The organism is Citrobacter sp. MNAZ 1397 (assembly GCF_023613995.1).
Taxonomy (GTDB): domain Bacteria; phylum Pseudomonadota; class Gammaproteobacteria; order Enterobacterales; family Enterobacteriaceae; genus Phytobacter; species Phytobacter ursingii.
This window is the reverse complement of sequence record NZ_JAKIVH010000001.1, coordinates 1,159,110-1,183,418: the sequence shown is the minus strand read 5'-3', so window position 1 is coordinate 1,183,418 and position 24,309 is coordinate 1,159,110. Positions and strand designations below refer to the sequence as shown.

General features: G+C 53.6%; 21 protein-coding genes and 1 pseudogene. 10 read left to right on the top strand and 12 right to left on the bottom strand.

Annotated features, from left to right (window positions below):
* Window positions 1-127: 127 nt before the first annotated feature.
* The 6 genes from L2097_RS05445 to L2097_RS05420 form a co-directional block, all read right to left on the bottom strand.
* Window positions 128-448, bottom strand: coding sequence for a PTS sugar transporter subunit IIB (locus L2097_RS05445; protein ID WP_047370128.1), 321 nt, complete (start codon window positions 446-448; stop codon window positions 128-130).
* 67 nt (window positions 449-515) lie between these two features.
* Window positions 516-2,573 (bottom strand): beta-galactosidase, encoded by a 2,058-nt coding sequence (locus L2097_RS05440; protein ID WP_250352294.1) that lies wholly within the window; start codon window positions 2,571-2,573, stop codon window positions 516-518.
* 31 nt (window positions 2,574-2,604) lie between these two features.
* Complete coding sequence (locus tag L2097_RS05435) at window positions 2,605-3,804, bottom strand: glycoside hydrolase family 53 protein (protein WP_250352293.1); 1,200 nt, start codon at window positions 3,802-3,804, stop codon at window positions 2,605-2,607.
* Window positions 3,805-3,808: 4 nt separating this feature from the next.
* Window positions 3,809-4,660 carry a sugar ABC transporter permease gene (locus L2097_RS05430; protein WP_047370125.1) on the bottom strand — a complete coding sequence of 284 codons (852 nt, stop codon included), beginning with the start codon at window positions 4,658-4,660 and terminating at the stop codon, window positions 3,809-3,811.
* Between the two features lie 10 nt (window positions 4,661-4,670).
* Complete coding sequence (locus L2097_RS05425) at window positions 4,671-5,978, bottom strand: carbohydrate ABC transporter permease (RefSeq protein ID WP_047370124.1); 1,308 nt, start codon at window positions 5,976-5,978, stop codon at window positions 4,671-4,673.
* Between the two features lie 56 nt (window positions 5,979-6,034).
* A complete protein-coding gene (locus L2097_RS05420; protein ID WP_047370123.1) occupies window positions 6,035-7,270 on the bottom strand; it encodes an extracellular solute-binding protein in 1,236 nt (411 codons plus the stop codon).
* A 353-nt stretch (window positions 7,271-7,623) separates the two neighbouring features.
* On the opposite strand from L2097_RS05420, the gene L2097_RS05415 reads away from it, so the two are divergent.
* From L2097_RS05415 to galK, 3 genes are all read left to right on the top strand, one after another.
* Window positions 7,624-8,733 carry an ABC transporter ATP-binding protein gene (locus L2097_RS05415; protein WP_047370122.1) on the top strand — a complete coding sequence of 370 codons (1,110 nt, stop codon included), beginning with the start codon at window positions 7,624-7,626 and terminating at the stop codon, window positions 8,731-8,733.
* Window positions 8,734-8,815: 82 nt separating this feature from the next.
* Window positions 8,816-9,862 carry a galactose-1-phosphate uridylyltransferase gene (gene galT, locus L2097_RS05410; RefSeq protein WP_250352292.1) on the top strand — a complete coding sequence of 349 codons (1,047 nt, stop codon included), beginning with the start codon at window positions 8,816-8,818 and terminating at the stop codon, window positions 9,860-9,862.
* A 2-nt stretch (window positions 9,863-9,864) separates the two neighbouring features.
* Window positions 9,865-11,013 (top strand): galactokinase, encoded by a 1,149-nt coding sequence (gene galK / locus L2097_RS05405; RefSeq protein WP_250352291.1) that lies wholly within the window; start codon window positions 9,865-9,867, stop codon window positions 11,011-11,013.
* Window positions 11,014-11,165: 152 nt separating this feature from the next.
* On the opposite strand, the gene L2097_RS05400 is transcribed toward galK, so the two are convergent.
* The 4 genes from L2097_RS05400 to L2097_RS05385 form a co-directional block, all read right to left on the bottom strand.
* A complete protein-coding gene (locus tag L2097_RS05400) occupies window positions 11,166-11,702 on the bottom strand; it encodes a GNAT family N-acetyltransferase (protein ID WP_250352290.1) in 537 nt (178 codons plus the stop codon).
* A 238-nt stretch (window positions 11,703-11,940) separates the two neighbouring features.
* Window positions 11,941-12,444: a DUF1003 domain-containing protein gene (locus tag L2097_RS05395; protein WP_250352289.1), complete on the bottom strand. Its 504-nt coding sequence runs from the start codon at window positions 12,442-12,444 to the stop codon at window positions 11,941-11,943.
* A gap of 432 nt (window positions 12,445-12,876) precedes the next feature.
* Window positions 12,877-13,641: an ankyrin repeat domain-containing protein gene (locus L2097_RS05390; RefSeq protein WP_250352288.1), complete on the bottom strand. Its 765-nt coding sequence runs from the start codon at window positions 13,639-13,641 to the stop codon at window positions 12,877-12,879.
* Window positions 13,616-15,034 carry a Tle-like phospholipase domain-containing protein gene (locus L2097_RS05385; protein WP_502799288.1) on the bottom strand — a complete coding sequence of 473 codons (1,419 nt, stop codon included), beginning with the start codon at window positions 15,032-15,034 and terminating at the stop codon, window positions 13,616-13,618. The genes L2097_RS05390 and L2097_RS05385 overlap by 26 nt, the downstream gene beginning before the upstream one ends.
* 215 nt (window positions 15,035-15,249) lie before the next feature.
* On the opposite strand from L2097_RS05385, the pseudogene L2097_RS05380 reads away from it, so the two are divergent.
* Window positions 15,250-15,567 (top strand): annotated as a pseudogene (locus L2097_RS05380) (DDE-type integrase/transposase/recombinase); the annotation flags it as partial.
* A gap of 193 nt (window positions 15,568-15,760) precedes the next feature.
* Here L2097_RS05380 and L2097_RS05375 read toward each other — a convergent pair.
* Both L2097_RS05375 and L2097_RS05370 read right to left on the bottom strand, forming a co-directional pair.
* Window positions 15,761-16,525, bottom strand: coding sequence for an ankyrin repeat domain-containing protein (locus L2097_RS05375; RefSeq protein WP_250352287.1), 765 nt, complete (start codon window positions 16,523-16,525; stop codon window positions 15,761-15,763).
* 170 nt (window positions 16,526-16,695) lie between these two features.
* Window positions 16,696-17,613, bottom strand: coding sequence for an alpha/beta hydrolase (locus L2097_RS05370; protein WP_250352286.1), 918 nt, complete (start codon window positions 17,611-17,613; stop codon window positions 16,696-16,698).
* 367 nt (window positions 17,614-17,980) lie between these two features.
* Here L2097_RS05370 and L2097_RS05365 point away from each other — a divergent pair, with 367 nt between their 5' ends.
* The 6 genes from L2097_RS05365 (at window position 17,981) to leuE (ending at window position 24,133) form a co-directional block, all read left to right on the top strand.
* On the top strand, window positions 17,981-18,262 hold the full coding sequence (locus tag L2097_RS05365; RefSeq protein WP_250352285.1) for a YtcA family lipoprotein: 282 nt from the start codon (window positions 17,981-17,983) through the stop codon (window positions 18,260-18,262).
* On the top strand, window positions 18,259-19,287 hold the full coding sequence (gene mdtN, locus L2097_RS05360) for a multidrug transporter subunit MdtN (RefSeq protein WP_047370114.1): 1,029 nt from the start codon (window positions 18,259-18,261) through the stop codon (window positions 19,285-19,287). Before L2097_RS05365 ends, mdtN begins: the two co-directional genes overlap by 4 nt.
* A gap of 9 nt (window positions 19,288-19,296) precedes the next feature.
* Window positions 19,297-21,231: an FUSC family protein gene (locus L2097_RS05355; protein ID WP_250352284.1), complete on the top strand. Its 1,935-nt coding sequence runs from the start codon at window positions 19,297-19,299 to the stop codon at window positions 21,229-21,231.
* Entirely contained in the window at window positions 21,228-22,697 is a 1,470-nt protein-coding gene (locus L2097_RS05350; protein ID WP_085007068.1) for an MdtP family multidrug efflux transporter outer membrane subunit, read from the top strand. Before L2097_RS05355 ends, L2097_RS05350 begins: the two co-directional genes overlap by 4 nt.
* Window positions 22,698-22,816: 119 nt before the next feature.
* Window positions 22,817-23,362, top strand: coding sequence for a GNAT family N-acetyltransferase (locus tag L2097_RS05345; RefSeq protein ID WP_047370111.1), 546 nt, complete (start codon window positions 22,817-22,819; stop codon window positions 23,360-23,362).
* A gap of 126 nt (window positions 23,363-23,488) precedes the next feature.
* On the top strand, window positions 23,489-24,133 hold the full coding sequence (gene leuE / locus L2097_RS05340) for a leucine efflux protein LeuE (protein WP_250352283.1): 645 nt from the start codon (window positions 23,489-23,491) through the stop codon (window positions 24,131-24,133).
* Window positions 24,134-24,309 lie beyond the last annotated feature (176 nt).

Below are 24,309 nucleotides of genomic sequence, written 5' to 3'. Positions count from 1 at the left end.
TGTTTAGTAATGTATTACCCTCGTTATTTATCTCCGAGAACTGCCGGGTTATTACCTGACAGTATTTATATTGCCATTGTTTTCCTTTTATTTATTTCGGGATACCCTTGCGGGTATCCCTTTTTATTTATGTGCGGGAAAAGAAATGTTCATCCAGTAACTTGCGCAGCGCATCGGACTGCTTGCCAAATATGGCATGCACCTGTTGACCAATAATAATGACCCCCAGCGCCCCTGCATGTTGCAGCGCCTGGGAGTCCACAATGGCCAGGTCTTTCACCGTTACGCGTAACCGGGTCAGACAGGCATCCACATTCTCAATATTCTGCGCACCACCAAATGCCTGCACCAGCCGCTGGATCAATTGCCGCTCAGCTTCGCTGATGGGCGCTGCTGCGGCATTTTTCGGTTCAGAGAAGTAGTGCAGGAAGGATTTAAGACTCACCATCATCGACTCCTGATTTTCGACAGATAAAAAAAAGCCTGCCCGAATGGGCAGGCGCATAAGTCAGACCTTACGCCTGACGGCGAACAACACGGCAATCCCAGGGCGTCAATGTCAGCGAACCACTGACGGACGCGGTAGACAGACAATCCTGATAGCCTTGGGGCAGGGTTATCGTCTGTTGCTGGGCGCTAAAGTTCTGAATAAAGACAAACGTGGTCTCCCCGTCGGTACGTGCTGTGGCCACAACACCTGGCGGGAAATCCTGTTCAACGGCGCGCGGTAGCGCCAGTTCATCTATAAGGCTGGCAAAGAAATCGCGCTGGAACGCCAGATCGTTGCGCGAAGCTACGTGCCAGGCCTTACCTTTACCGAACGGGTTGACCGTCACCGCCGGGCGACCGGCATAGAAGTCATCCCGATAAGTCGCCAGTGGTTTGGCGCTCTCTGCATGAATCAGTTCACACAGATGACGCGCCTGATACGGCCCCTGTAATCCGGCATCGTTCCCCGCCAGCCCCTGCACCAGGTTGCGCTCATTGTCATCCAGACAGTCGATCTCCTCAGCCCAGATGCCAATCAGCTTGCGCAGCGGGCCAGGGAAACCGCCGAGATAACAGAGATCGCTCTCGTTCACCACCCCGGTCCAGTAGGACGTGACCAGATGCCCACCCGCCGCAACAAAGGCCTCGGCGCGTTCAGCAAACCCTTCGCGTACCATATACAGCATCGGTGCGATCACCAGTTGATAACGGCTCAAATCGGCGTCGGCGTTAATGACATCGACCGCAATGCCTTTTTCCCAGAACGGGCGGTAGTGTTCATTGACCGTTTTTTCATACTCCATCCCCTTGTTGCGCGGCCCTTCAGCATCGTCCAGCGCCCAGCGGTTTTGCTGGTCAAAGATGACCGCCACGCGCGCATCGGTACGACACCCCATCACCGGGGTGAGTTTTTCGAGCATCTCACCCAGCGCGCATACTTCACGCCCGACGCGGGTATCAAGATGACCGACATGATCGATGATCGCGCCGTGGAACTTCTCGACAGAACCGCGACTTTTACGCCACTGGAAGTACTGTACCGAATCCGCACCGTGCGCTACCGCCTGTAACGAGGATAAGATATGCATCCCCGGCTTTTTCACTTTGCTGGTCGGCTGCCAGTTGGTGACGCTCGGCGTTGACTCCATCAACACAAACGGCTTGCCGCCCTTAAGCGTGCGCATCATGTCGTGGTACATCGCGGTGTAGCAGGCAAGCTGCGTTTCGTCTTTGTCCCGGTGCCACATGGGATAGCTGTCCCAGGAGATAAAATCGAGCGCCGGCGCGAGCTGCCAGTAATCGTAATCGTAGAAATACTCCATAAAGTTGGTGGTCACCGGAAGCTGCGCATTCGCCGCTTTCAACGGAGCGATTTCATGGCGGCAGAAATCGGTGACCTGCGCGGTGTTAAAGCGTCGCCAGTCAAGATTCAGGCCGTGGATTGACACTTCGCCCTGCGGCGACGGCGACTGGATTTGCGACCAGTCGGTATAGGTGTGGCTCCAGAAATCGCTCCACCAGGCGTGGTTGAGGTTTTCCAGCGTCTGATAACGAGCTTTCAACCAGTCACGGAATTTTTGCTGACACAAATCGCAGTGGCATTCGCCGCCATACTCGTTGGAGATATGCCAGCCGAGGACCGCCGGATGGTGTGCATAGCGTTCCGCTAACAGCGTATTGATTTTCAGCGTTTTTTCCCGGTACACCGGCGAGGTCATACAATGATTATGCCGCCCACCGTGCAGTGCCGGGACGCGATCGCGTCCGACACGCAGTACTTCCGGGTATTTCTGCGACATCCAGGCAGGCCGTGCGCCGCTCGGCGTGGCGAGGAAAATATGTATTCCCGCCGCATATAACTTTTCAATAACCGAATCCAGCCAGACGAAATTAAACTCCCCTTCTCGCGGTTCCAGTTTTGACCAGCTAAATATCCCGACCGACATGACATTGCATTTTGCTTGTTTCATCATGGCAATATCTTTATCAATAATGCCTGGATAATTCTCCCATTGCTCCGGGTTATAGTCCGCGCCATGCAATAGCGAGACAACCTTCGGGCTTAAAGGCGCAAATTTATTCATATTAAAGATCCTGAAATTTACAACACCAGAGTTAATTAAAAACTTTCACCGACGGCAGTACTTTCCCCTGACAATCAAACAACGCCTGGTTTTCCCGCGCATTGCCTTCTTTCCATTTGTCGTTGATATAATTCATTCCCGCCTGCGTCGCCCAGGTATTTCCGGGAACCGCAATCCAGCTCGGTTCCCAATAAAAAATACCTTTGCCGCGATGGCCCTGAACATTGGCAACCGACTGCATTAAATCGTGGATATAGTCATATTGCCCCTGCACGGTGCCAAGGTAGCCGCCAGCTTTCTCTTCTTTTTCCTGAAAGCTATTTTCAGCGTTATCGCAGTTGGCCAGCGTATAGCCATAAGCCGCTTCCACCACAATGACATCTTTGTTGTAGCGTTTGCTGATGTCGTCCATATTGCTCTGCAACGCGCTGATCGGCCCGTTCCAGTAGGTGTACATCGACAAGCCAATCACATCGAACGGCACATTGCGTTTCGTGATTTCATCAAACCACCAGCGGAAGGTATCGTTTTTCGTGCCTTCGGCCAGGTGCAGCATAATCTTCACCTGTTCGCCGTTTTTCAGGTTCTCTTTAAGCCCGTCGATAGCGGAATTGAGCAACCCTGCCAGTCGGTCAAACTCACCGCCGCCCTGCCCCCAGCTTTTGCCTTCCGGCCACAGCATGCCGGAGTTAATTTCATTGCCGATTTGCACCATATCCGGCAGCACACCCTCCTGTTTAAAACGGGCAATGGTGTCGCGGGTATAGTCATGGATCGCCGTTTTTAGCTGCGGATAATCCATTTTTTCCCAGGCTTTCGGTTTGAATTGTTTGCCCGGGTCGGTCCAGAAATCACTGTAGTGGAAATCGAGCAGCAGCTTCATTCCCTGCGCTTTCGCGCGTTTTGCCAGCGCGAGCGTGGTCGCCAGATCGTTATCGCCGCCGCCGTAGGCCTGGCCTTGCGCATCTTTCGGGTCGACCCATAAACGCAGACGCACATAGTTCACGCCATTGGCTTTCAGGATGGCGAGCGCATCTTGCGGCTGATTCTTGTCGTTATAAAACTTCGCCCCGTGCTTTTCGGCATCCAGCAGGGTTGAGATATCTGCCCCTTTAATAAAGTCGGCTGGCATGCCGCTGAACGGGCGCGTCTTTAACGCGTCGGCGGCAAAAGCGCTGGCGGACAAACTACAGAGACAAACAGCAAGCAGAGCGGGTGTAAATCTTTTCATGTGGTTATCCTTTAGTGCTGCCGGAGGTGAGGCCGGAGACGAAGTATTTTTGTAAGGCGAGGTAGAGAATGGCCACCGGCACGGCGATTAACACCGCGCCCGCCGCGTAGGTGGTGTAACTGGCCCCCATTTTTTGTGCCACCAGGTTGTACAGACCTATCGGCAGCGTGTATTTGTCCGGGGTGCGTAAAATGGTGCTGGAGAGAATGAAATCCCCCAGCGGTCCGGTGAAGGAGAACAGCGCGACCACCGCCACAATCGGCTTGGACAGCGGCATAATGATCTCGATAAAGATGCGGAAGTTGCTGGCGCCATCCATGCGAGCCGATTCGTCCAGATCGCGCGGAATGGCGTCGAGATACCCCTTCATCAGGTACGTATTCATAGGGATCATCCCGGCAACGTAGATCAGCACCAGCGCCATATGGCTGTTGATCAACCCCAGCAGTTGCGACAGCACGAAGATGGCGATCAGCGCAGAGAACTGCGGGATCATCTGCAACAGCAAAAACAGCATCAGGCCGTTCTGGCGCCCTTTAAAGCGGAATCGCGAAAAGGCGTACGCGGTAAAGCTGACGCTGATTAAAGTCAATATCATCGTCAGCAGGCTGATCTTCATCGAATTCCAGTACCAGGTCAGGTAGTTCACCTGGCCGTTAAACAGATCGGCATAGTGCTGGAATGAGAGATTCTCCGGGATTATCGATGTGCTGAGCAGGCTGTTACCGGCATTCAGTGAGGCACCCACCGTCCACACCAGCGGATAGATAATAATCACCGATACCAGCACGATAACCAGCCAGGAGAGCGACAGGCGGATCCACTTTTCGCGGCGGATACTTTGTGATTTAGCCATTTTTCTTCCCTTATGCCATGTCGTCGTTTTTAAAGGATTTGGTGGCACGGAACTGCCACAGCGCCAGGCCGACGACAAAAATCGACAGCAAAATGGTGATGGTCGCGGCAATCGCATACTGCGATGAGGACATGGTCAGCTTGTAGATCCACGACACCAGGATATCGGTTCCCCCCGCGTTTGCCCCTGCCACCGCCGGGCCGCCGTTGTTAAACAGGTAGATGATGTTGAAATTATTAAAGTTGAAGGTGTACTGGGTGATGATGATCGGGGCAATCGAGTAGAGCACCAGCGGCAGCGTAATCGTGCGCAGGCGTGTCCAGGTACTGGCGCCATCCATCTTCGCCGCCTCATACAGATCGTCAGGGATTGCCTGCAATACCCCGGTGGTCATCGCAAAGACAAACGGGAAACCAAGCCAGGTTTGCATCATGATCAGCGCCGTCTTCGTCCAGAAGGGGTCGGTAAGCCACGCTTTCGGTGCGATACCAAAAAACGCCAGAATCGCGTTATTAATCACGCCAAAGGAGTCGTTAAACATCCCGGCGAATACCAGAATGGTGACAAAACCCGGCACCGCCCACGGCAGAATAAAGATGGTGCGCACCAGAGGCTTAAACCGCAGGTCTTTCTGATTGACCAGAATCGCCAGCAGTACGCCAACGGTGCATTGCAGGGTGGTTGCCAGCAACGTCCAGACCACGGTCCACTGCAACACATCAAGAAACGTCGAACGCCAGATAGAGAGGGTAAAAATATTGACGAAATTCTTTAATCCCACCCAGTCCACCAGCTTGGCGGGCGGCGTGTGATAAAGGTTGTAATTGGTGAACGCGATAGAGAAGCCGAACAGGATCGGGAAAATCACCACAAACACCAGCAGAATAAAGCCAGGTGTGATCATCAAATAAGGAAACCCATCGCTGAGTAGCATCTGATACTGCTTGCGCACACTATTGAGCGGCTTGCCTTCGTCACGCTTTTTACCGTTAATCCATGCATCGCGCAAAGAAAGAGACCAGACCATCACGCCAAAGGCGATGATCAGTACGCTGATGATCCCTTCCGCCAGCAAAAAGATCGAATTATCGCGCGGCACTTCTTCCCCAAGGGTATATAACCCCCAGAGTCCTTCGCGCAAAAAATCATAGAAAATGCCGGTAAAACTGCTCAACAGAACAAGAAAGATGAGGCCTTTTAACCACTGACGATGATAAAACTGACCAAAGCCCGGCACGATGGCCAGCAGCAGCCCGCACCATGCATGACGGCCAGCACTTTGCGTTTTGGCAAAATTCTCGCTGGGACTGATAATCACGTACGACTCCTTTTCGACAACGGGAGGTTGCCCTCCCGTTCTGCTACAACAAGCGGTTACTGGTTACTGGCCTGCATGGCTTCAACTTGCATATGAATTTGTTTGGTGGCGGCATCGAGCGCGGCCTGTGGTTCCTGCTTCCCGGTCAGACTCAGCTCCAGCGCCGCGTTTGCCGGTCCCCAGACCTCCCCCATTTCCGGAATGCCCGGCATTGCCGTGGCACGCGCGGCCTGCACCGCTACCGCACTGGCTTTCTCATCGTTTTTGATCATCGGATCGTCAATCATCGCTTTCTGCGCCGGGATCTCGCGGGTGGCGATATAGCGTGTTTTCACATACTGCGGCTGGTTGATGAATTCGAGAAATTGCTGTGCCAGTTGCTTATCTTTACTCCAGGTAGAGACCACATATCCTTTCACACCCAGGAAGGAGCTCATCGGTTTGCCATCCGGCAGGTTTGGCAGCGGCGCCACGCCGTAGTTAACGCCAGCGGCTTCATACGGCTGGAAAGCCCACGGGCCGTTAATCACCGCAGCAGCTTTTTTCTCGGTGAACAGTGAATCGATGGCGTTCAGCCCGTTGTCACCGAGGATCCCCGACGGGAAGACCCCTTCGCTGTAGAATTTTTTCAGGAAAGTGACCGCCTCTACCGCGCCGGGTTTATTCAGGCCGATATCCTTCGGGTTGAAGCCGCCCTTGTCGTTTTTTCCGAACAGATAGCCGCCCATGGGACCGATAGCGCCCCAGCTGTAGTAGATTTGGTCAAATTTGGCCAGCAGACCGTATTTGTTCTGCTCACGCTGTTTTTTCGAATAGTCGAGCCACTCCGGCAGGCTTTGCAGCGGTTTGTCGAGCAGATCTTTGTTGTAAATCAGCACCAGCGTTTCGACCGCTTTCGGTACGCCATACAACGTGTTATCCAGACGGAAGGCATTAATGGATGCAGGTGTAAAGGCGTCAACCTTTTCTTTGTCCAGATTCAGGGGGGTCAGCAGCCCTTGCACAACCGCGCCGCCCAACTGATCATTGGGGATAACCAGCACATCCGGCCCAATACCTGCCGGGCCATCCAGGCGTAATTTTTCCAGCTGCTGCGCGTAGGGCATCTCCTGAACATTCACTTTAACGTCGTACTTTTGCTCAAAATCTTTGACAGCGTCCTGGATACCGACGGACTTTTTAATGTCTTCCCAGACGTTAAGCTGCTTTGTCGCCGCATGCGCCGACAGGCTAATAAGCTGGCCGGCAGCCAGTGCAGAGAGGATCAGTGCGGTAAGTGTTCTCTTTTTCATTATCACCCTCATGTCAAGGTATAACATTCTAGTGGTTTTCAAGTTATGACATCCGATGAGACAACGTTAAAATCACCTGATATCACTGGGGTTAAAACGTATTTATACGCTTAATTGAATTTGTTATACGTTACGCTTGAGTGACTAACAAAACGAGAATTAACTGTCAGTTGTGTGACAGACGCAACAGAAATGAAAATTCGATATAGGGCGCTAAAACACTGGAAGTTATAGTCTGAGCATGAATTTTCGCGGTTGAGCAGCCCTGTCGTCTGATTGTTATACGTAATACAAAAACATCTGACAACGCGCTTATCGCTGCACATAACGGTTACTAATTTCGGGGAACGCTGATGTCCAATATACGACTGAGGAATGTCACCAAGCGCTTTGGTGATACGGTGACGCTGAACAATGTGAATCTGTCGATTGAAGACGGCGAGTTTGCCGTGTTTGTCGGCCCTTCCGGCTGTGGAAAATCGACCATGCTGCGCATGATTGCTGGCCTGGAGGAGGTAAGCGAAGGGGAAGTATTGATTGGCGATGAGGTGATGAACGATGTTGCCCCCGCCCATCGCGGCGTGTCGATGGTGTTCCAGTCTTACGCGCTCTATCCGCATATGACCGTGGCGGAGAATATGGGTTACGGGCTGAAGGTCAATAAAGTCCCGAAGGAGGAGATCCGCCGTCAGGTGGAGATGGTCGCCACGACCTTGCAACTCAGCCATCTGCTCGACAGAAAGCCGAAACAGCTCTCCGGCGGTCAACGCCAGCGCGTGGCGATTGGTCGCGCAATTGTGCGTAACCCGCGTGTGTTTATGTTTGATGAACCGCTCTCTAACCTCGATGCCGAGTTACGTGTCGAGATGCGTCTGCATATCGCGCGCCTGCACCAGGAGCTGAAAACGACCATGGTGTATGTCACCCACGACCAGGTGGAAGCGATGACCCTGGCCGATAAAATCGTGGTGATGAATTACGGCAATATTGAGCAGATGGGCTCGCCGATGGCGCTCTATTACAACCCGATAAACAAGTTTGTCGCCGGGTTTATCGGCTCGCCGAAAATGAATTTCCTGCCATCGACCGTTAAGGCGTGGCAGCCGGGCGAGCTGACGGTCACGCTCGCGCAGGGACATTCATTAACGCTTCAGATAACTACGTCTCGTCTTGAACCTGGCGCGGAGGTCACGCTGGGGATCCGCCCGGAACATCTCTCTACGGATATCACGCGCGGCACGCAACTGGAATTCCAGTGCGAAGTAGTGGAACGACTCGGCAACAATACCTATCTCTTCGGCCAGTGCTATGGCCACGACAACATTAAAATCCTGCTCCCCGGCGATGTGCACTTCCGCCCATGGCAAAAAATCACCCTCGCGTTTGACAGCCAGCACTGCATGATTTTTGACAACCAGGGGCTGCGTGTCAGCAAAGAAATTGCCTTGCCAAACCATGAATAAACACGGCGCCCCCCCCCGCAAAACTCATCTCCCCGTAGAATCGGTTTCCCCTCTTCGGAGGGTGATGTAAACAAGGTGAATCATGACGCAATTTAACCCGGTCGATCATCCGCATCGCCGTTATAACCCGCTGACAGGGCAATGGATTCTGGTATCGCCGCACCGGGCCAAACGCCCCTGGCAGGGCGCCCAGGAAACCCCGGCGAAACAGACCCTGCCGTCCCACGATCCCGACTGTTTTTTATGTCCGGGCAACACCCGTGTCACCGGCGATAAAAACCCCGATTATCCCGGTACGTATGTCTTTACCAATGACTTTGCGGCACTGATGACCGACACGCCGGACGCGCCGGAAAGCAGCGATCCGCTGATGCGCAGCCAGAGCGCGCGCGGCACCAGCCGCGTTATCTGCTTCTCGCCGGATCACAGCAAAACCCTGCCGGAACTGAGCCTGAGCGAGCTGGAAGAGGTGGTGAAAACCTGGCAGGAGCAGACCGCCGATCTGGGCCGGACGTACCCGTGGGTTCAGGTCTTTGAGAATAAAGGCGCGGCAATGGGCTGCTCGAACCCGCACCCGCATGGCCAGGTGTGGGCCAACAGTTTCCTGCCCAATGAAGCCGAACGTGAAGACCGCCTGCAGAGTGACTATTTCCGCCAGTACGGCTCCCCCATGCTGGTGGATTACGCCGAACGTGAGCGCAGGGACGGCAGCCGTACCGTCGTTGAAACCGAACACTGGCTGGCCGTGGTGCCCTACTGGGCGGCCTGGCCGTTTGAAACGCTGCTGTTACCCAAAGCGCCTGTCCGGCGGATCACCGAATTAACCGACGCACAGCGCAGCGACCTGGCGCTGGCCCTCAAGCAACTGACCAGCCGTTACGATAACCTGTTTCAGTGCTCCTTCCCCTACTCGATGGGCTGGCACGGGGCGCCCTTCACACAACAGGATCACAGCCACTGGCAGTTGCATGCGCATTTTTACCCGCCGTTATTACGCTCCGCCACGGTACGTAAGTTTATGGTCGGTTATGAAATGCTGGCCGAGACGCAGCGTGACCTGACGGCAGAACAGGCGGCTGAACGTCTGCGCGCGGTCAGCGCTGTTCATTTCCGCGAATCCGGAGTTTAACCATGAGTCTGAAAGAAAAAACACAGTCCCTGTTTGCTGAAAAATTTGGCTACCCTGCCACCCATACCCTTCAGGCACCGGGGCGCGTAAACCTGATCGGCGAACATACCGATTATAACGACGGGTTTGTGCTGCCCTGCGCCATTGATTACCAGACCGTCATCAGCTGCGCCACGCGGACAGATCGTACCGTGCGCGTTATCGCCGCCGACTACGACGGCCAGCAGGATGAATTCTCGCTGGACGCCCCCATCGTGACCCACCCTTCGCAACAGTGGTCGAACTATGTGCGTGGCGTGGTGAAACATCTGCAAAAACGTGACAACACGTTTGGCGGCGCGGACCTCGTTATCAGCGGCAACGTGCCGCAGGGTGCGGGCCTGAGCTCGTCCGCGTCGCTGGAAGTGGCGGTCGGCACCGTGTTTCAGCAGCTGTACCACCTGCCGCTGGACGGCACGCAAATCGCCCTGAACGGCCAGGAAGCGGAAAACCAGTTTGTCGGCTGTAACTGCGGCATCATGGACCAGCTCATCTCGGCGCTGGGTAAAAAAGGCAGCGCACTGCTGATCGACTGTCGCTCGCTGGGCAGCAAAGCGGTCTCCATGCCGGAGGGCGTCGCCATCGTCATCATCAACAGTAACTTTAAACGCACCCTGGTGGGCAGCGAGTACAACACCCGCCGTGAACAGTGTGAAACCGGGGCGCGTTTCTTCCAGCAAAAAGCGCTGCGTGACGTGAATATCGATCAGTTCAATGCCGTCGCGCACGAACTGGATCCGGTGGTTGCCCGGCGCGTCCGCCATGTGCTGACTGAAAATGCGCGTACCGTGGAGGCTGCCGACGCACTGGAAAAAGGCGACCTGCAGCGAATGGGCGTCCTGATGGCGGAATCGCATGCCTCCATGCGTGACGATTTCGAAATCACCGTGCCGCAAATCGACACCCTGGTGGAGATTGTGAAGACCACCATCGGCGACAAAGGCGGGGTGCGCATGACCGGCGGCGGTTTCGGCGGCTGCGTGGTCGCGCTGGTGCCGGAAGCACTGGTGCCAGCGGTGAAAGAGGCCGTTGCGGCGCAGTACGAAGCCAAAACCGGGATTAAAGAGACCGTCTATGTCTGCAAGCCTTTAGCGGGGGCAGGACTGGCTTAAAAAGAGCGGCGAAAGGATTCATAGCGCTTTATATGTACCCGCGAATGCCGACAATTACTGACTCTGCCTTTCGGGATATCTTTCCGGAAGGCATTCATCGGGCGGCATCAACGCCCGCGTCACGTTCAGAACAGAAGTGAAGACAGACGGGTTTATCTGGAATTGCTCAGCCATTCATCCACGGTCAGTGAATACAGGAGGCTTGGCGGTGCATCTTTGACATCATTGATTTCTTTGATATAGCGTAGCCCCGTTTTCATGAGCACCTTACGCGAAGCCAGATGGTTTTCTCTTACAACAGCGGAAATTTCGCTAAATTTGATAGTCTCAAATCCATATCTCAGCGTAACCGTAGCAAATTCGGTAGCCAGGCCTTTTCCCCAGGCATCCGTCGAGAATCGATAGCCAAGATTATTAATCATAATGTCGCCCTGGCGACGAATGTTCAGCCCACCAAAACCAATGACTTTGTCAGGATGATCGAGCAGCGATATTGCCCAGTTTCCGAACCCATGAGTTTGCCAGTGGTCGAGCCAGCGAATGAGAACCGTTTTTGCGTAGTCAATGTCCGGGTATGGTCCGGCGGGATTAAACGTGTTCGTCGCGGGATCGCCGTAAATTCTGTACAGATCGGCGACGTCTGTTGCCCGTAAGGGACGAAGGCGCAATCGGGATGTTTCAACGTGCAAACTGAGTTCCTGAGATGTCATTGTGAGGGTTTTGCCTTATTGAGGGGTACTTTCTGATTTAAGCACATTTTTGTTTTGATGCTTTCGCGTCGATGCGGTGACTGAGTCTGTCCCCTTGACTCCCTGAGACATTCAACATGCTTTTTATGGCCTCAGCAAAGAAGCATCGTGTTCCAGTCAGCGTCGTCATCGGATAACTGCGATAACCACCCACTGCCTCCCGCACGCCAGCAGAAGATTATGACTGCGGTCCGTGAAACTCACGCTTCGCAAGCTGCAGGGTGAGCGTTTCGATACGCTCAGCCATTTGCCGTGTAAGCTCGGTCAGTTGCGTATTTTGTTTCAGCAATTCCAACAAGTGTGCCGACTGCTCCTCGGCTAACAACTGGCGCTTCGTCATTGCGTCATCCAGATCTTCCCGGTGTTGTGCATCCGCCAGGGCATGCGCCTGATCGCGCTCCGCCTGGCGGGTTTGTGCCAACAAGATCAGCGGAGCGGCATAAGCCGCCTGAATGCTGAATGCCAGGTTCAGTAAAATAAAGGGATAGGGGTCAAACTTCACGACGCCGGAAACGTTCAGGGCAATCCAGACGATCACCGCGAGAGTCTGTCCAATCAGAAACGTCGGCGTACCGAAAAAACGTGCGAAGGCTTCTGCTTTCAACGCAAACCACTCGTCACCGAAAGTATGCGTAATCCCCTTTAGGGGGTGATATAACCGAAATTTTTTATCTGTAAGCATATTAAAACGTCCTGTTGGCGCGTTACCGGAACGGCTGAAATTTTTAGCATCAGCATTTATGGGAGCAGAAACCTACTCATACGAAAACATACGCTAAACGTTACGTTTCATCACTATTTTGGCCGCCAGCCCCCTGCCACTGTCGGCAAAAAAACACAGAGGTGAAACCGGGTAATTGGCGTCGATGGCTGCGCTGAATGATGGTGGCATTATCTGGCAACGCATCTCACGAGCCGGGAAACAGAAGAAGAATTAACCGCACTCCGGGGGTATGGGTGATGGGCGAAAATTCGCGGATGTTGCGCATTCATAACCCTGGTACGACGAGGCGCATTTTATGACTGGCGAGTGGGGGAATTTCACGGAGGGTGTGGCGCAGGCTCCGTCCCTTAGGTTACAGCGCCTGCGCCACACTTCACTCTTTCCAGCACATCACTGAGACAGGCTGTCGATTTTTTCTTTTAATTTCACCACACGATCGTAGTACTCAGTACCCTGTTTAATCTGTCCTAAGTGCCTGTCTACCATTTGCCCGAAGGAACGACCTTGCTTATTTACTGGATTAGGGTCTGCTCCATGGTCCAGGAGAAAGGAAACTTTATCCAGGTCGGCTTTAAAAAAAGCGTCAACAAGCGGCGTGTTACCCAGGATATCCCGGGTATTAATATCGGCACCCCGTTCAATCAAAAGCGCAAGCGTGGCTGTATTTTTTGCACTTAGCGCTGAAAAGATAAGAGGAACATTGAGTAATTTATCCCGAGAATTAGGATCAAGTCCGCCGTCGAGAAGCGCTTTAAGCCATATATCTTTATCACCCATTGCCATCATTTGGGCCGGTGTGCCGCGCGCATTCGGTTGTGCTTGTTGGGGGTCCGCTCCTGCACGTACAAGCTCCGTGACAATATCTAACCTTTTTTGCGGATTGCCGTTATACATAACCTCATTCAGAGCAAAAAACAGCAGGGTAAAATGCTCGTTTCCCGGGGTGTTCAGATCGGTTGTTTTTGACAGGCGGATAACAGATTCACTATCTCCCGCCTGGATAGCCTTAGCCAGAATAAGCTGCGGGCCAGTGAAATATTTTTCAGGTTCTATCTTTTTCATATCATTGCACGCCGATAAAAGAACAAACAGAAAAGAAAAAACTATCGCGGAGGCGATTTTTTTCGCGTTATACCCTGCTTTTAATGATTCCAATGTCCTCATCCTTCTGCGCTTCGATACAGTCAATGACCTGTGTCATACCGTGCTTGTCCATCATGCTTCCGGTACCGCCAGCAAGTCCGACGGTTTTACCTATGGCATTAGGGAGCATATTTGAGACACCCACTTTCGCTGCAAAAAGAGACAGATCAAAATTCGCATCAATCAGATCCGTAACACTCACTTCCTGAAGCTTAGTCAGTACCTCACCATTGACTCTGTAGGCCGTTATCGCAGAGCCATCACCCATCAGCTGGGCGCCATATTTTTCAACTGTGCCAGGATTGAGCCCCGAAGCATTGAATGTCCACGTTTGTTGGCCGCTGGCCATCCCGGCAGCAGACGCCAGACCACCGCCAAGAGAATGGCCCGCAATGTCGGCTTTGCTACCATTCTCTGAGATCATACGACCAATATTTACGGCTTTTTCATAATAGGATGAGTCGAATCCTGCGCCCTGACTGAAGTTGTTGTCCCAGTCTTGCATCACCTCTGGCCGCGTCCCCCGAAAAACAACTGTTGGGTTCATATCATCCCCGAAGACATATTTATCAGGGGCATAAACACGGCTAAAAAAATTAGGGTCAACCGGCTGGTCAAATAACATCTCGCGTTTCAAGCCCAGAGAGGCTAACGCTTGATCATCATTACTGATATCAAACCACCCCTCAGGCACATCCGGCATGGTTTCAAATGAATTTATCGTCTGCCCTGCGCGGCCATAGACATTCTGAGCGAGCTTTGCCTTTTCGACAGCGATATTATTCTCAGCCAGCCGGTTAGCAGCGGTCTGCGCATCGGGATAGACACTACGCCGGCCTTTACTGATGAGATTTTTTCTCTCCTGCCAACGCTCAGCTTTTGTGAGCGGGCGGACAGGCTCATTTATTCGACTACTACGGCCACCGCCCGCACTGGGTTCTTCACCTCGCATAGCTGTGTCAGCACGACTAAGTTGACTTAGAGGAATATCTGTTGGCGCGGGGCGATTACCAAATGTGCTGACCATTTCTTCATATCGACGGATGATAGAGCTAACCGGATAATTATCAGGCAGCGTCGCCGAATACAGTTGAAGGCATCCCTCATTATCAATGAAGAACACAGCGACGGCGGGCGACCACAAACCAAAGCTATCATCAATAGCCACCATCGTGCCACGCTCAATATCCACAGTGGCGACAGTATGAATGTCCCGACCAGCCTGATAAGGATTTGCTCCACTTTGTGGCTGATGTGAATTCGGACGGCTTAACATCGAGCTCAGCGAAGAAGGGGGCATCGTTCTGATTCTTTGCACTGCAAGATGGGGACGGACAATAAAGGGAAAGCGCCATGGAGCAACTTTTTCTTCGAAAATGTAAGTCAATGACATGTAATTTGTCACGATATCGACTCCTGAAACACACCATACCATTTATCGGTATGCATTTGTTATCCTTAACAAAAAGGCTATTCTGTGGGTGAGCAGAAAGCCTACTGGCTCGCAACATCCTGCCCGGTTTGATACAGAAGTATATAAACTCTTGCAGTAATTTAAAGTAACGGCGCCTAAAGTCGCCTGCCTGGACCAGGATTATGCCCAAGGGAAATCGGCACACAGGCAAAAATCGGGTGGGCCGTATTATGCCACTAAACCAAATCAAAGCGGTGCGCGGTTATAAAGCGCCGCACCGTATCGCTGGCCGACCTTCAGTGGTTGTCCCTAATCGCGTGCAGCGACAGTTTAGTGTTGTCCGGGCCAATCAGGTCTGGGTCGCCGACATCATTTATATCCATTCCTGGCAGGGCTGATTGTATCTGGCGGTCGTTATCGACCGCTTCGCCCGTAACGTGGTGGGCTGGTCGATGAGGCCGCCTCTCTCACGCGAACTGGCACTGGCTGCGCTGAATGATGGTGGCATTATCTGGCAGCGCAAACAGAAGAAGAATTAACCGCACTGCGGGGGGTTATGGGTGATGGGCGAAAATTCGCGGATGTTGCGCATTCATAACCCTGGTACGGCGAGGCGCATTTTATGACTGGCGAGTGGGGGAATTTCACGGAGGGTGTGGCGCAGGCTCCGTCCCTTAGGTTACAGCGCCTGCGCCACACTTCACTCTTTCCAGCACATCACTGAGACAGGCTGTCTATTTTTTCTTTTAATTTCAATAAATTATCGTAATATTCACTGCCTTTTTTGATCCTTTGAAGTTCAAAATCAACCATCTGCCTGAAGGAACGACCTTGCTTATTCACCGGATTGGGATCAGCACCGTTGTCCAGCAGAAAAAAAACCTTCTCAAATTCTGATCTAAAAAAAGCGTCAACAAGCGGCGTTTGGCCTAAGGAGTCTCGAGTGTTGATATCGGCTCCCCGCTTGATTAGCAGCGCCAGCGTTGAATTATTTGTTGATTTAATCGTCGAAAAAATAAGGGCCTCATGATGCAACTTATCCCTGGCGTTAGGATCCAGCCCACCATCGAGCATCGCCTTCAACCAGATGTCCTTGTCACCTTTTGCGGCAACCTCAGCGGGGCTACCCGGCATATTCATTTGCGGCTGTAGGGGATCTGCTCCTGCATGAACCAAATCCGTTATGATCTGCAATCGCTCAGGAGGGTTATTATTGTAAAAACACTCATTCATTGCGAAAAATAAAAGTGTCAGCTCCTCAGCCCCTGGTCTATTAAGGTCAGTCTCTTTCGCCAGATGGAGAATGGCCTCACGATCTGCCGCCTGAATAGCCTTCGCCAAAATCAGTTGCGAACCCGTAAAATATTTTTCCGGTTCTATCTTTTTCATATCATTGCACGCCGATAAAAGAACAAACAGAAAAGAAAAAACTATCGCGGAGGCGATTTTTTTCGCGTTACACCCTGCTTTTAATGATTCCAATGTCCTCATCCTTCTGCGCTTCGATACAGTCAATGACCTGTGTCATGCCGAGCTTGTCCATCATGCTTCCGGTACCGCCAGCAAGTCCGACGATTTTACCTGTGGCATCAGTTTGCTGGCCTCATGCCGCGAAAAACAACCGTTGATGCATCTCATGCCCGCCAGGCGAGTTAATGGTGTATTGCGTTATGCGTCAGAAACTGCGCAATGGCGTCGACCACTCCGGCCGCCAGGGGAAGCGACGCGTTTGTATAAGCCGCATTATTCTCCCCCCTGTCGTCCGAATTTACCGCTTTAAGGACATGGTTTACATTCGGCAAGAGAACAAGGGTTGCATTCGGATTGGCTGACTTAAGCTGTCGGGCATCATGTTCCGGAACCTGGAGATCGCGTTGCCCCTGTAATACCAGTACTGGCTTAGGCATTCGCGCGATGAGATGCGTTGGGTTAAAGGAAAAAATGTTTATAAGAAATCCCTGCACCGCCGGGTAAAATAAATTTTGGACAGCGAAATGCATATTCTGAACATCAACACGCCTACCCTGCTCCAGTTCGTTAATAACAAAAAACGCATCGTCCAGCAGAATTGCATTGTCCGGATTGGCTTTAAGCTGTTCTCTTAACACTTCCCCCAGCGGGCGCGAGGGTGTTGCAACCAGCATCAGACCACAGACATCAGGTTCCTGCGCCGCGGCCAGTGCGACGATTCCCCCTTCACTGTGCCCGAGCAGCCAGATACAGGGGGTTTCCAGTTGCTGTTTCAATACCGTTATCCAGGAACAAACATCATCAACATAATCATTGATGGTCACAGCGTTTGCGTCCGTTACCGCCGCTGAACTGGCAAACATTCCACGCTTGTCCACTCGCAACGTTGCAATGCCCTTTAGCGCCAGATTTTCCGCCATAAGCCGATAAGTTGACGCATTAACCCCAAGAGGATTATTGCCGTCGCGGTCAGTGGGTCCGGAACCGGGAATAATCAGAATGACATGTTCTGGCTTCGGACAGGGGCTAAGTAAAGTGCCTTTGAGAGAGCCTTGCGGGCCTGGTGCTTCCAGCAATGTTTCATACAGGGTGTTATGCATAGCCAGGTGAGCCATATAAAGTTAGGGTGTAAAGAATGCCAACGGCATTTTTGTAATGCTTTGAATATAGGAATTAAAACATGGACAATCCATATTGTTTTACTTTTATATTCACGGCGATAGCGCCGCGCTGGCATGATGCTGCTTCAACCTTGTTCTTAATGTTAGGCTGGGCAGAACATTGCAAAGTGCGCCGGTTTCACTAAAGCCAGCATCACCTTCCCGGACCAGTGGTGAAATGCTCGCCAAACCATGTAGCCAGCGAAAGAGAGAAGTTCTGCTCCGGATACCGGACGAGTTACTTTTATTTCACAATCAAGGAGATTAAACTCATTTCACCATGACACGAGCACTCAGGTATTGATTGTTGAATCGCATTATAAAACTGGCGCGCCCTACGCTTTTATTCTCGCTGTTTACACTCTCCGGCTGCTCATTATCCCCGGCGATTCCGGTATTAGGCGCAGTATTTCCCGGCTGGTTCTTCTGTTTATCAGGCGCTGCGCTTTTACTTATTCCCTGCCATATCCTGATCGTTCGTAAAGGATGGCAATCGCGATTTTCTCCGCTGGTCTTCAGCTATCTGGCGCTGATGTTCCTGTTCGCCACGATTTTGTGGTTCCTGTTCTTCGTAAATCCAATCCTATGACTCCATCCCGCTCAAGCGTTATCCGCAAAAAATGGCCCCTGCTGGCGCTCGTTCTTGCCGCTATCGTGGCGCTGATTCTGGTTATCTGGCAGTTGCAAACCTCACCGGAAACCAACGATGCCTATGTTTATGCCGATACCATCGACGTGGTGCCGGAAGTAAGCGGGCGGATCGTCGAGATGCCGATTCGCGATAATCTGCGGGTGAAAAAAGGCGATCTGCTGTTCCGCATCGACCCGCGCCCCTACCAGGCGATGCTTGATGACGCCAAAGCGCGACTGACCACGCTTGATGCGCAGATCATGCTGACCCAGCGCACGATCAAAGCGCAGGAGTACAACGCGCAGTCGGTCAGCGCCGCCGTCGAGCGCGCTAAAGCGCTGGTTAAACAGACTACCTCGTCACGCATACGTCTTGAACCGCTGGTTCCGCAAGGGTTTGCCTCACAGGAGGATCTTGACCAGGCGCGAACGGCTGAAAAAGCGGCGCGCGCCGAGCTGGAGGCCACGCTGTTGCAGGCCAAACAGGCTTCCGCCGCCGTGACCGGCGTCGATGCCATGGTGGCGCAGCGCGCGGGGATCCTGGCGCAAATTGCGCTGGCCGAACTGCATCTCGAATTTACCGAAGTCCGCGCGCCGTTTAATGGCGTGGTGGTGGCGCTGAAAACGACGGTCGGGCAGTATGCCTCAGCCCTTAAGCCGGTCTTTACCCTGCTGGATGATGACCACTGGTACGTGGTGGCGAACTTCCGCGAAACCGACTTGCAGAACGTGCGCCCCGGCGTCCCGGCCAGAATCACCGTGATGACCAACCACAGCCGCACCTTCGAGGGCGTCGTCGACTCGGTCGGCACCGGCGTTCTGCCTGATGGCGGCAGCGTGATTGAGGGCCTGCCGGTCATCCAGAAGAGTATTAACTGGGTGCATGTCTCCCAGCGTTTCCCGGTCAAAATTGCCGTCAAAGACCCGGATCTGAATCTGTTTCGTATGGGCGCTTCCGCCAGCGCCGTCCTGCAGCCGCAATAAGGAGACGGCATGCAAAGCTTTTGGTCGTTTCTGACCCGGGAACTCCGCGATGCGCCGGGACGGGCGAACTACACCCTACGCCTGACGCTGAGCTGCGCAGTGCTGATTGTGTTGTTTATGACGCTGCATATCCCCTTCCTCGCCGTCGCGCTGATCGTGGTGTTTTACGTCAGCCAGCCTAATATTTTGATGATCAAGCTGGTCAGCGTGGTTTTTGTAGTCACCGTCAGCGTCGCCCTGGGCGGTGTGCTGCTGATTATCAAATGGACCTATGACTATCCGCTCATTCGTCTGATTGCCTCGGTGTTTCTGTTCTTCTGCGCAATTTACCTGATGCGGGTGCTGGGTAAGCTGGGGATGGCCTTTTTCGTGGTGGCGCTGGCGGTCATCTACGCCCAGACCTTCCCGTCAATGACCAGCCAGAGTGAAATTCTGGTGCGCCTGCTAATGTGGCTGTGGGTGGCGATTAACACCGCCATTCTGGTGACGCTGCTGGTCAATGCCTGTTTCCGACAGGCTTTTCCCGGCTATCAGTTCAAAGCCCGGCTGGTGGTGATGCTGCGCCAGACGGCACGGGCCCTTACCCATCCCGACGATGGGCAACCTACTTTCAAAGCGCTGGCCGAACAATTTAACCAACTGCAGTCTCTGTATCAGCAGGCCACGCGCGCCACGCCGGAGATTGCCGCCAGCCCGCAGGTCTGGCAGTCGCTGATGGCCGCCGCGCTGCGCTGCTATCATTTGATAACCCTGCTACAGCCGGGCAACGACCATTCCGATGCGCGTCAGCAGTTAGCCCGCGAGTTGAACGCGCTGGCGGATAATCTGCCCACCACGGCGGCGGATTGCCAGCCGCTGGTGATCCCGCGCGAGAGTGCCAACAGCGCCATTTTGCAGGAAATCGCCGCAGTTCTGGCGCGACTGGCACGCGGCGAAGCCATCCCGCTGCCGCGGGGCGAAGTGGAAAAAGCGCCGCTACTTTTGCCGGACGCGTGGTCCAATCCCGCCTATCTGCACTTTGCCCTGAAAACGCTGCTGGCTACCCTGCTGTGCTATGTTTTTTACACCGCCGCCGACTGGCAGGGCATTCACACGATTATGTTGAGCTGTGTGATTGTCGCCCAGCCGGGTCTGGGCGCCACCCTGCAAAAGACGTGGCTACGCATCGGCGGCGCGCTGCTGGCCACGCTGATTGCGCTGATCCTGATTGTCTTTGTGCAGCCCTGGACCGACTCGCTAAGCGGGCTGCTGGCAATGACCCTGCCGGTCTTCGCGCTGGCCGCGTGGATTGCGGCAGGTTCGGAACGCATTGCCTACGCCGGGATCCAGATAGGCTTTACCTTTGCACTGGCGTTTCTCAGTTGGTTTGGTCCGCTCAGCAACCTTACCGAGCTGCGCGACAGGGTTATCGGGATCCTGCTTGGCGTGCTGGTTTCCTCTATTGTTCATCTCTATTTATGGCCGGATAGTGAAGCGCCACAGCTCAAAGCGCGGCTGGCGCAGCTCTATCGGCAACTGGCGCAAACCCTCTCTGCCCGCAACGATGAAGTGCAACTGGTACCACTCTTTGCTGCGCTGACTGAAAGCGAGACATTACTCAACCGCGTTGCCGCCGAGCCGCTGGCAACCTACGCGCATCCGTGGCCGGATGCGAAAAACTGGCCGGTACGGGCGACATTCCGTCAGGCAGAGGAGATCCTGCGTCTCAGCGAAGGCTATCGCCTGTACGCCACGCCGGAGGATACCTTTTTAGCCCGCTGCGCCGGGCGGCTTGAAGGCTACGCCGCCGATATCGACCAGCAACAAAGCACAGCGATAACCCCTCAAGTGCTTCACCCGGACCCGGCGAACCCGTTTGGCGCGCCATTGCTCAACGCGTTGGCCGCGCTTCCGACGTGGTCATTTGCGACTTCCGTTATTCCGCGACAGGCAGCCCGATCATGACAAACATTACTCCTTCCCCGCGCGTCTGGTGCTCACCGGCACTTGCCTTCGCCCTGACGTTATTAACCGGGTGCGCGTTAATTCAGGACGATCCCGGCCAGGTTCCGCTGGTTAATCCGCAGCAGGCCGAGCTGGCGCAGGTGATCCACCTGGCGAACAGCGGCTGGCCGACGGCGCGCTGGTGGGAAGGCTATCAGGATCCCCAGCTTAATATGCTGGTCAATCGCGCGCTGCAAAACTCCCCGACCATGCAGGCCGCGCGGCTACGGATTTCGCAATCGCAGTCCACGGTGGAGTTGGCGCAATCGGCAATGGGCGTACAGGCCACCGCCGTGGCGGCGCAAAACCACCTGCGGGTGACCAATAAACAGTTCACCTGGCCCTACTCCTTCTCCCTGCCGGTGGATAAAAACGGCCCGTGGTACACGCTGAATACGGTCGGGGTCGGCGCAACGTTGAATATCGATCTCTGGGGTTCCGACCGCGCCCGTGTTGCCGCCGCGATTGGCGAAAAGAATGCCCGCCAGGCGGAGACCGCCGGTATCGAACTGGATCTCGCCAGTAGCGTGGCTCAGCTCTATTTTGCGATGCAGGCAACCTTTCAGAAAATTGAATTACTCAATCAACTGGAGGCTATCGCCAGCCTCTCGGTGCAGGCGCATGAGCATCGTACCGCGCGCGGCGTCGAGGATAGCGTTGATGTCGCCAATGCCCAGGCCGAGCTCCTGGCGGCGCAGCAGCAAGTGATTACGGCGCAGGGGACGCTGACGCAGTATCGGGAAACGCTGCGCGCGCTCATCGGCGCCGATGCGCATAGCCTGCCGGAGATCCACCCTGTAGCGCTGCCGACCCTGCAGGAGACACTCCCGGACTCGCTCTCGTTTGAGCTGCTGGCTCGCCGCCCGGATCTGCAGGCGCTACGCGGTTATGTCAGCGCCTCCATGAGCCAGGTGGACGCGGCAAAAGCGGCGTTTTACCCGCACGTCGATATCAAGGCTTTCTGGGGCTACAACGCGCTAAGCGTCGGCGACCTGTTTAAGTCCTCTTTCCAGCAGATCAATATACTGCCGGGGCTCTATTTACCGCTATTTGACGGCGGGCGCTTAAACGCCAACCTGAAATCGACGCGTACGGCGAGCAATATACTGATTAAACAGTATAACCAGGCGGTGCTGGACGCGGTGCGCGACGTGGCGATTAGCTCCAGCCAGCTTAATGATTTGAACCAGCAGGCCGCGCTGCAGCAGCAGAAAGTGACGGCGGCGATGCTAACCACCCGCAGCGCCAGCGCGCACCATCAGCGCGGACTTATCAGCAACTATGCGGCGCAGGAAGCGCGTCGTCCGGCTATCGCGGAGCAGCTTTTACTGCTGGATATCCAGGCCCAGCGGCTCAGCACCGATATCACGTTGATTAAAGCGCTTGGCGGTGATTACCGTGGTCCACAGTCTGCCAGCAGTAAATAACTGAAACAGAGAAGTTCAGAGCGTGTTTAATGCGGCAGACATTGCCGATTTCTTCGCCAACAACGCGCTCGCGGTGGTAATTTAGAAGAATCATAAAACTCACACTAAAAGGGTAAACAATGCTGATACAGCAAGCGCCACAGCTTGAAACAGAGCGCCTGATTTTAAAGCAATACACGCTTGAAGATTTCCCGGCGCTCAAGGAATGCTGGGCCACTCCGGAAATGGTTAAGATTAATGGCGGAGAAAAACCGACTGCAGAAACGGTCTGGGCCCGTTTGTTACGCGATATCGGGCACTGGCAGATGCTGGGTTATGGTTACTGGGCTGTCTTTGAAAAATCAACCAACCGTTATGCGGGTTCGTTTGGCTTTATGAATGCTCATCGTGAGATCACGCCTGCACTGGAATATCCTGAAGCGGGATGGACGTTAATGCCAGAAGTACGTGGCAAAGGTTATGCGGCTGAAGCGCTGGGCGCAATTTTACAATGGGCCGATGAGACATTTTCCTCTCCAGTGTGCTGTATTATTGATGAAGAGAACAAACGTTCAAATTATCTAGCTGAGCGCTTTGGTTTTCAGTTTCAGGACAATGTTAACTATCGTGGTAAGCAAATACGATTACTGGTACGCCAGAAAACTCTGCCCCAGCCCCCCCAGTGAGCAGGCTTACTTTCCGTAGGTTGCCAGGAGTGGACATGCTTTGCCTTGAAAGTCGCGGTGATGTGTTTTCATTAACGCAACTTTAGTTAGAATGGCCTCGTTGATAACGAGAGAACTGGAGGGAAGATGTTTGCTGATTTTGGTGTCGTTAACTTCTGGACATACCTGCTTGGTGCAACGCTGATCGTCCTTGCGCCTGGCCCTGAAACCATGTTCGTGATTAAAACGAGTATTACCAGCGGTATCAGCCGGGGTTTTGCTGCAATATTTTCAATCCTCCTGAGCGACGTAATCCTGGTTCTATTGGCTTGGTGTGGGCTGGCGGCGGTTATCAATTCAACGCCTGCCCTGTTCAACGCTATCAAATACGCAGGCGCTGCTTATCTTTTCTATCTCGGTGTACAAACGATACGCACCGTGTTTAAGCCAGTCGTCGAAACGAGTAAGGAAAAAAAATCTTCAGCTGATGCGGGAGGGATCATCGGGCGCGGAATGCTGGTTACGCTATTGAATCCAAAGACGCTGTTGTTCTATATCTCTTTCTTCGCCCAGTTTATCAATGTTCAGGCTGAGCACTCCTGGATGGCGTTTATCATTCTTGCAGCAGTGATGTTCGCAATTACTCTCGTATATTTCGGCTTTCTCGTTTTCTGCGGCTCCTATCTGCTTAGTCGTCTTAAAGGCAATCGTTGGCTATCTGCAATCGGAAACGCGCTGGTAGGGATGTTCTTTATTGGATTTGCAGCACGACTTGCAAGCGCCACTTCTTAATCACATGTCTAAGCTGCCGCAAGGCGGTTTTTTTACGACCTTTCGCTGGTTGGGATGCTCGCTTCTCGCTGTGAGTTCAGCCGATAGACGCAACACACTTATTGAACCGCTCTGCGCCACAAATGGACGCAACTACTCCGCTGGCAGACCATTATCAGTTTGCGGTGCGTCGCATT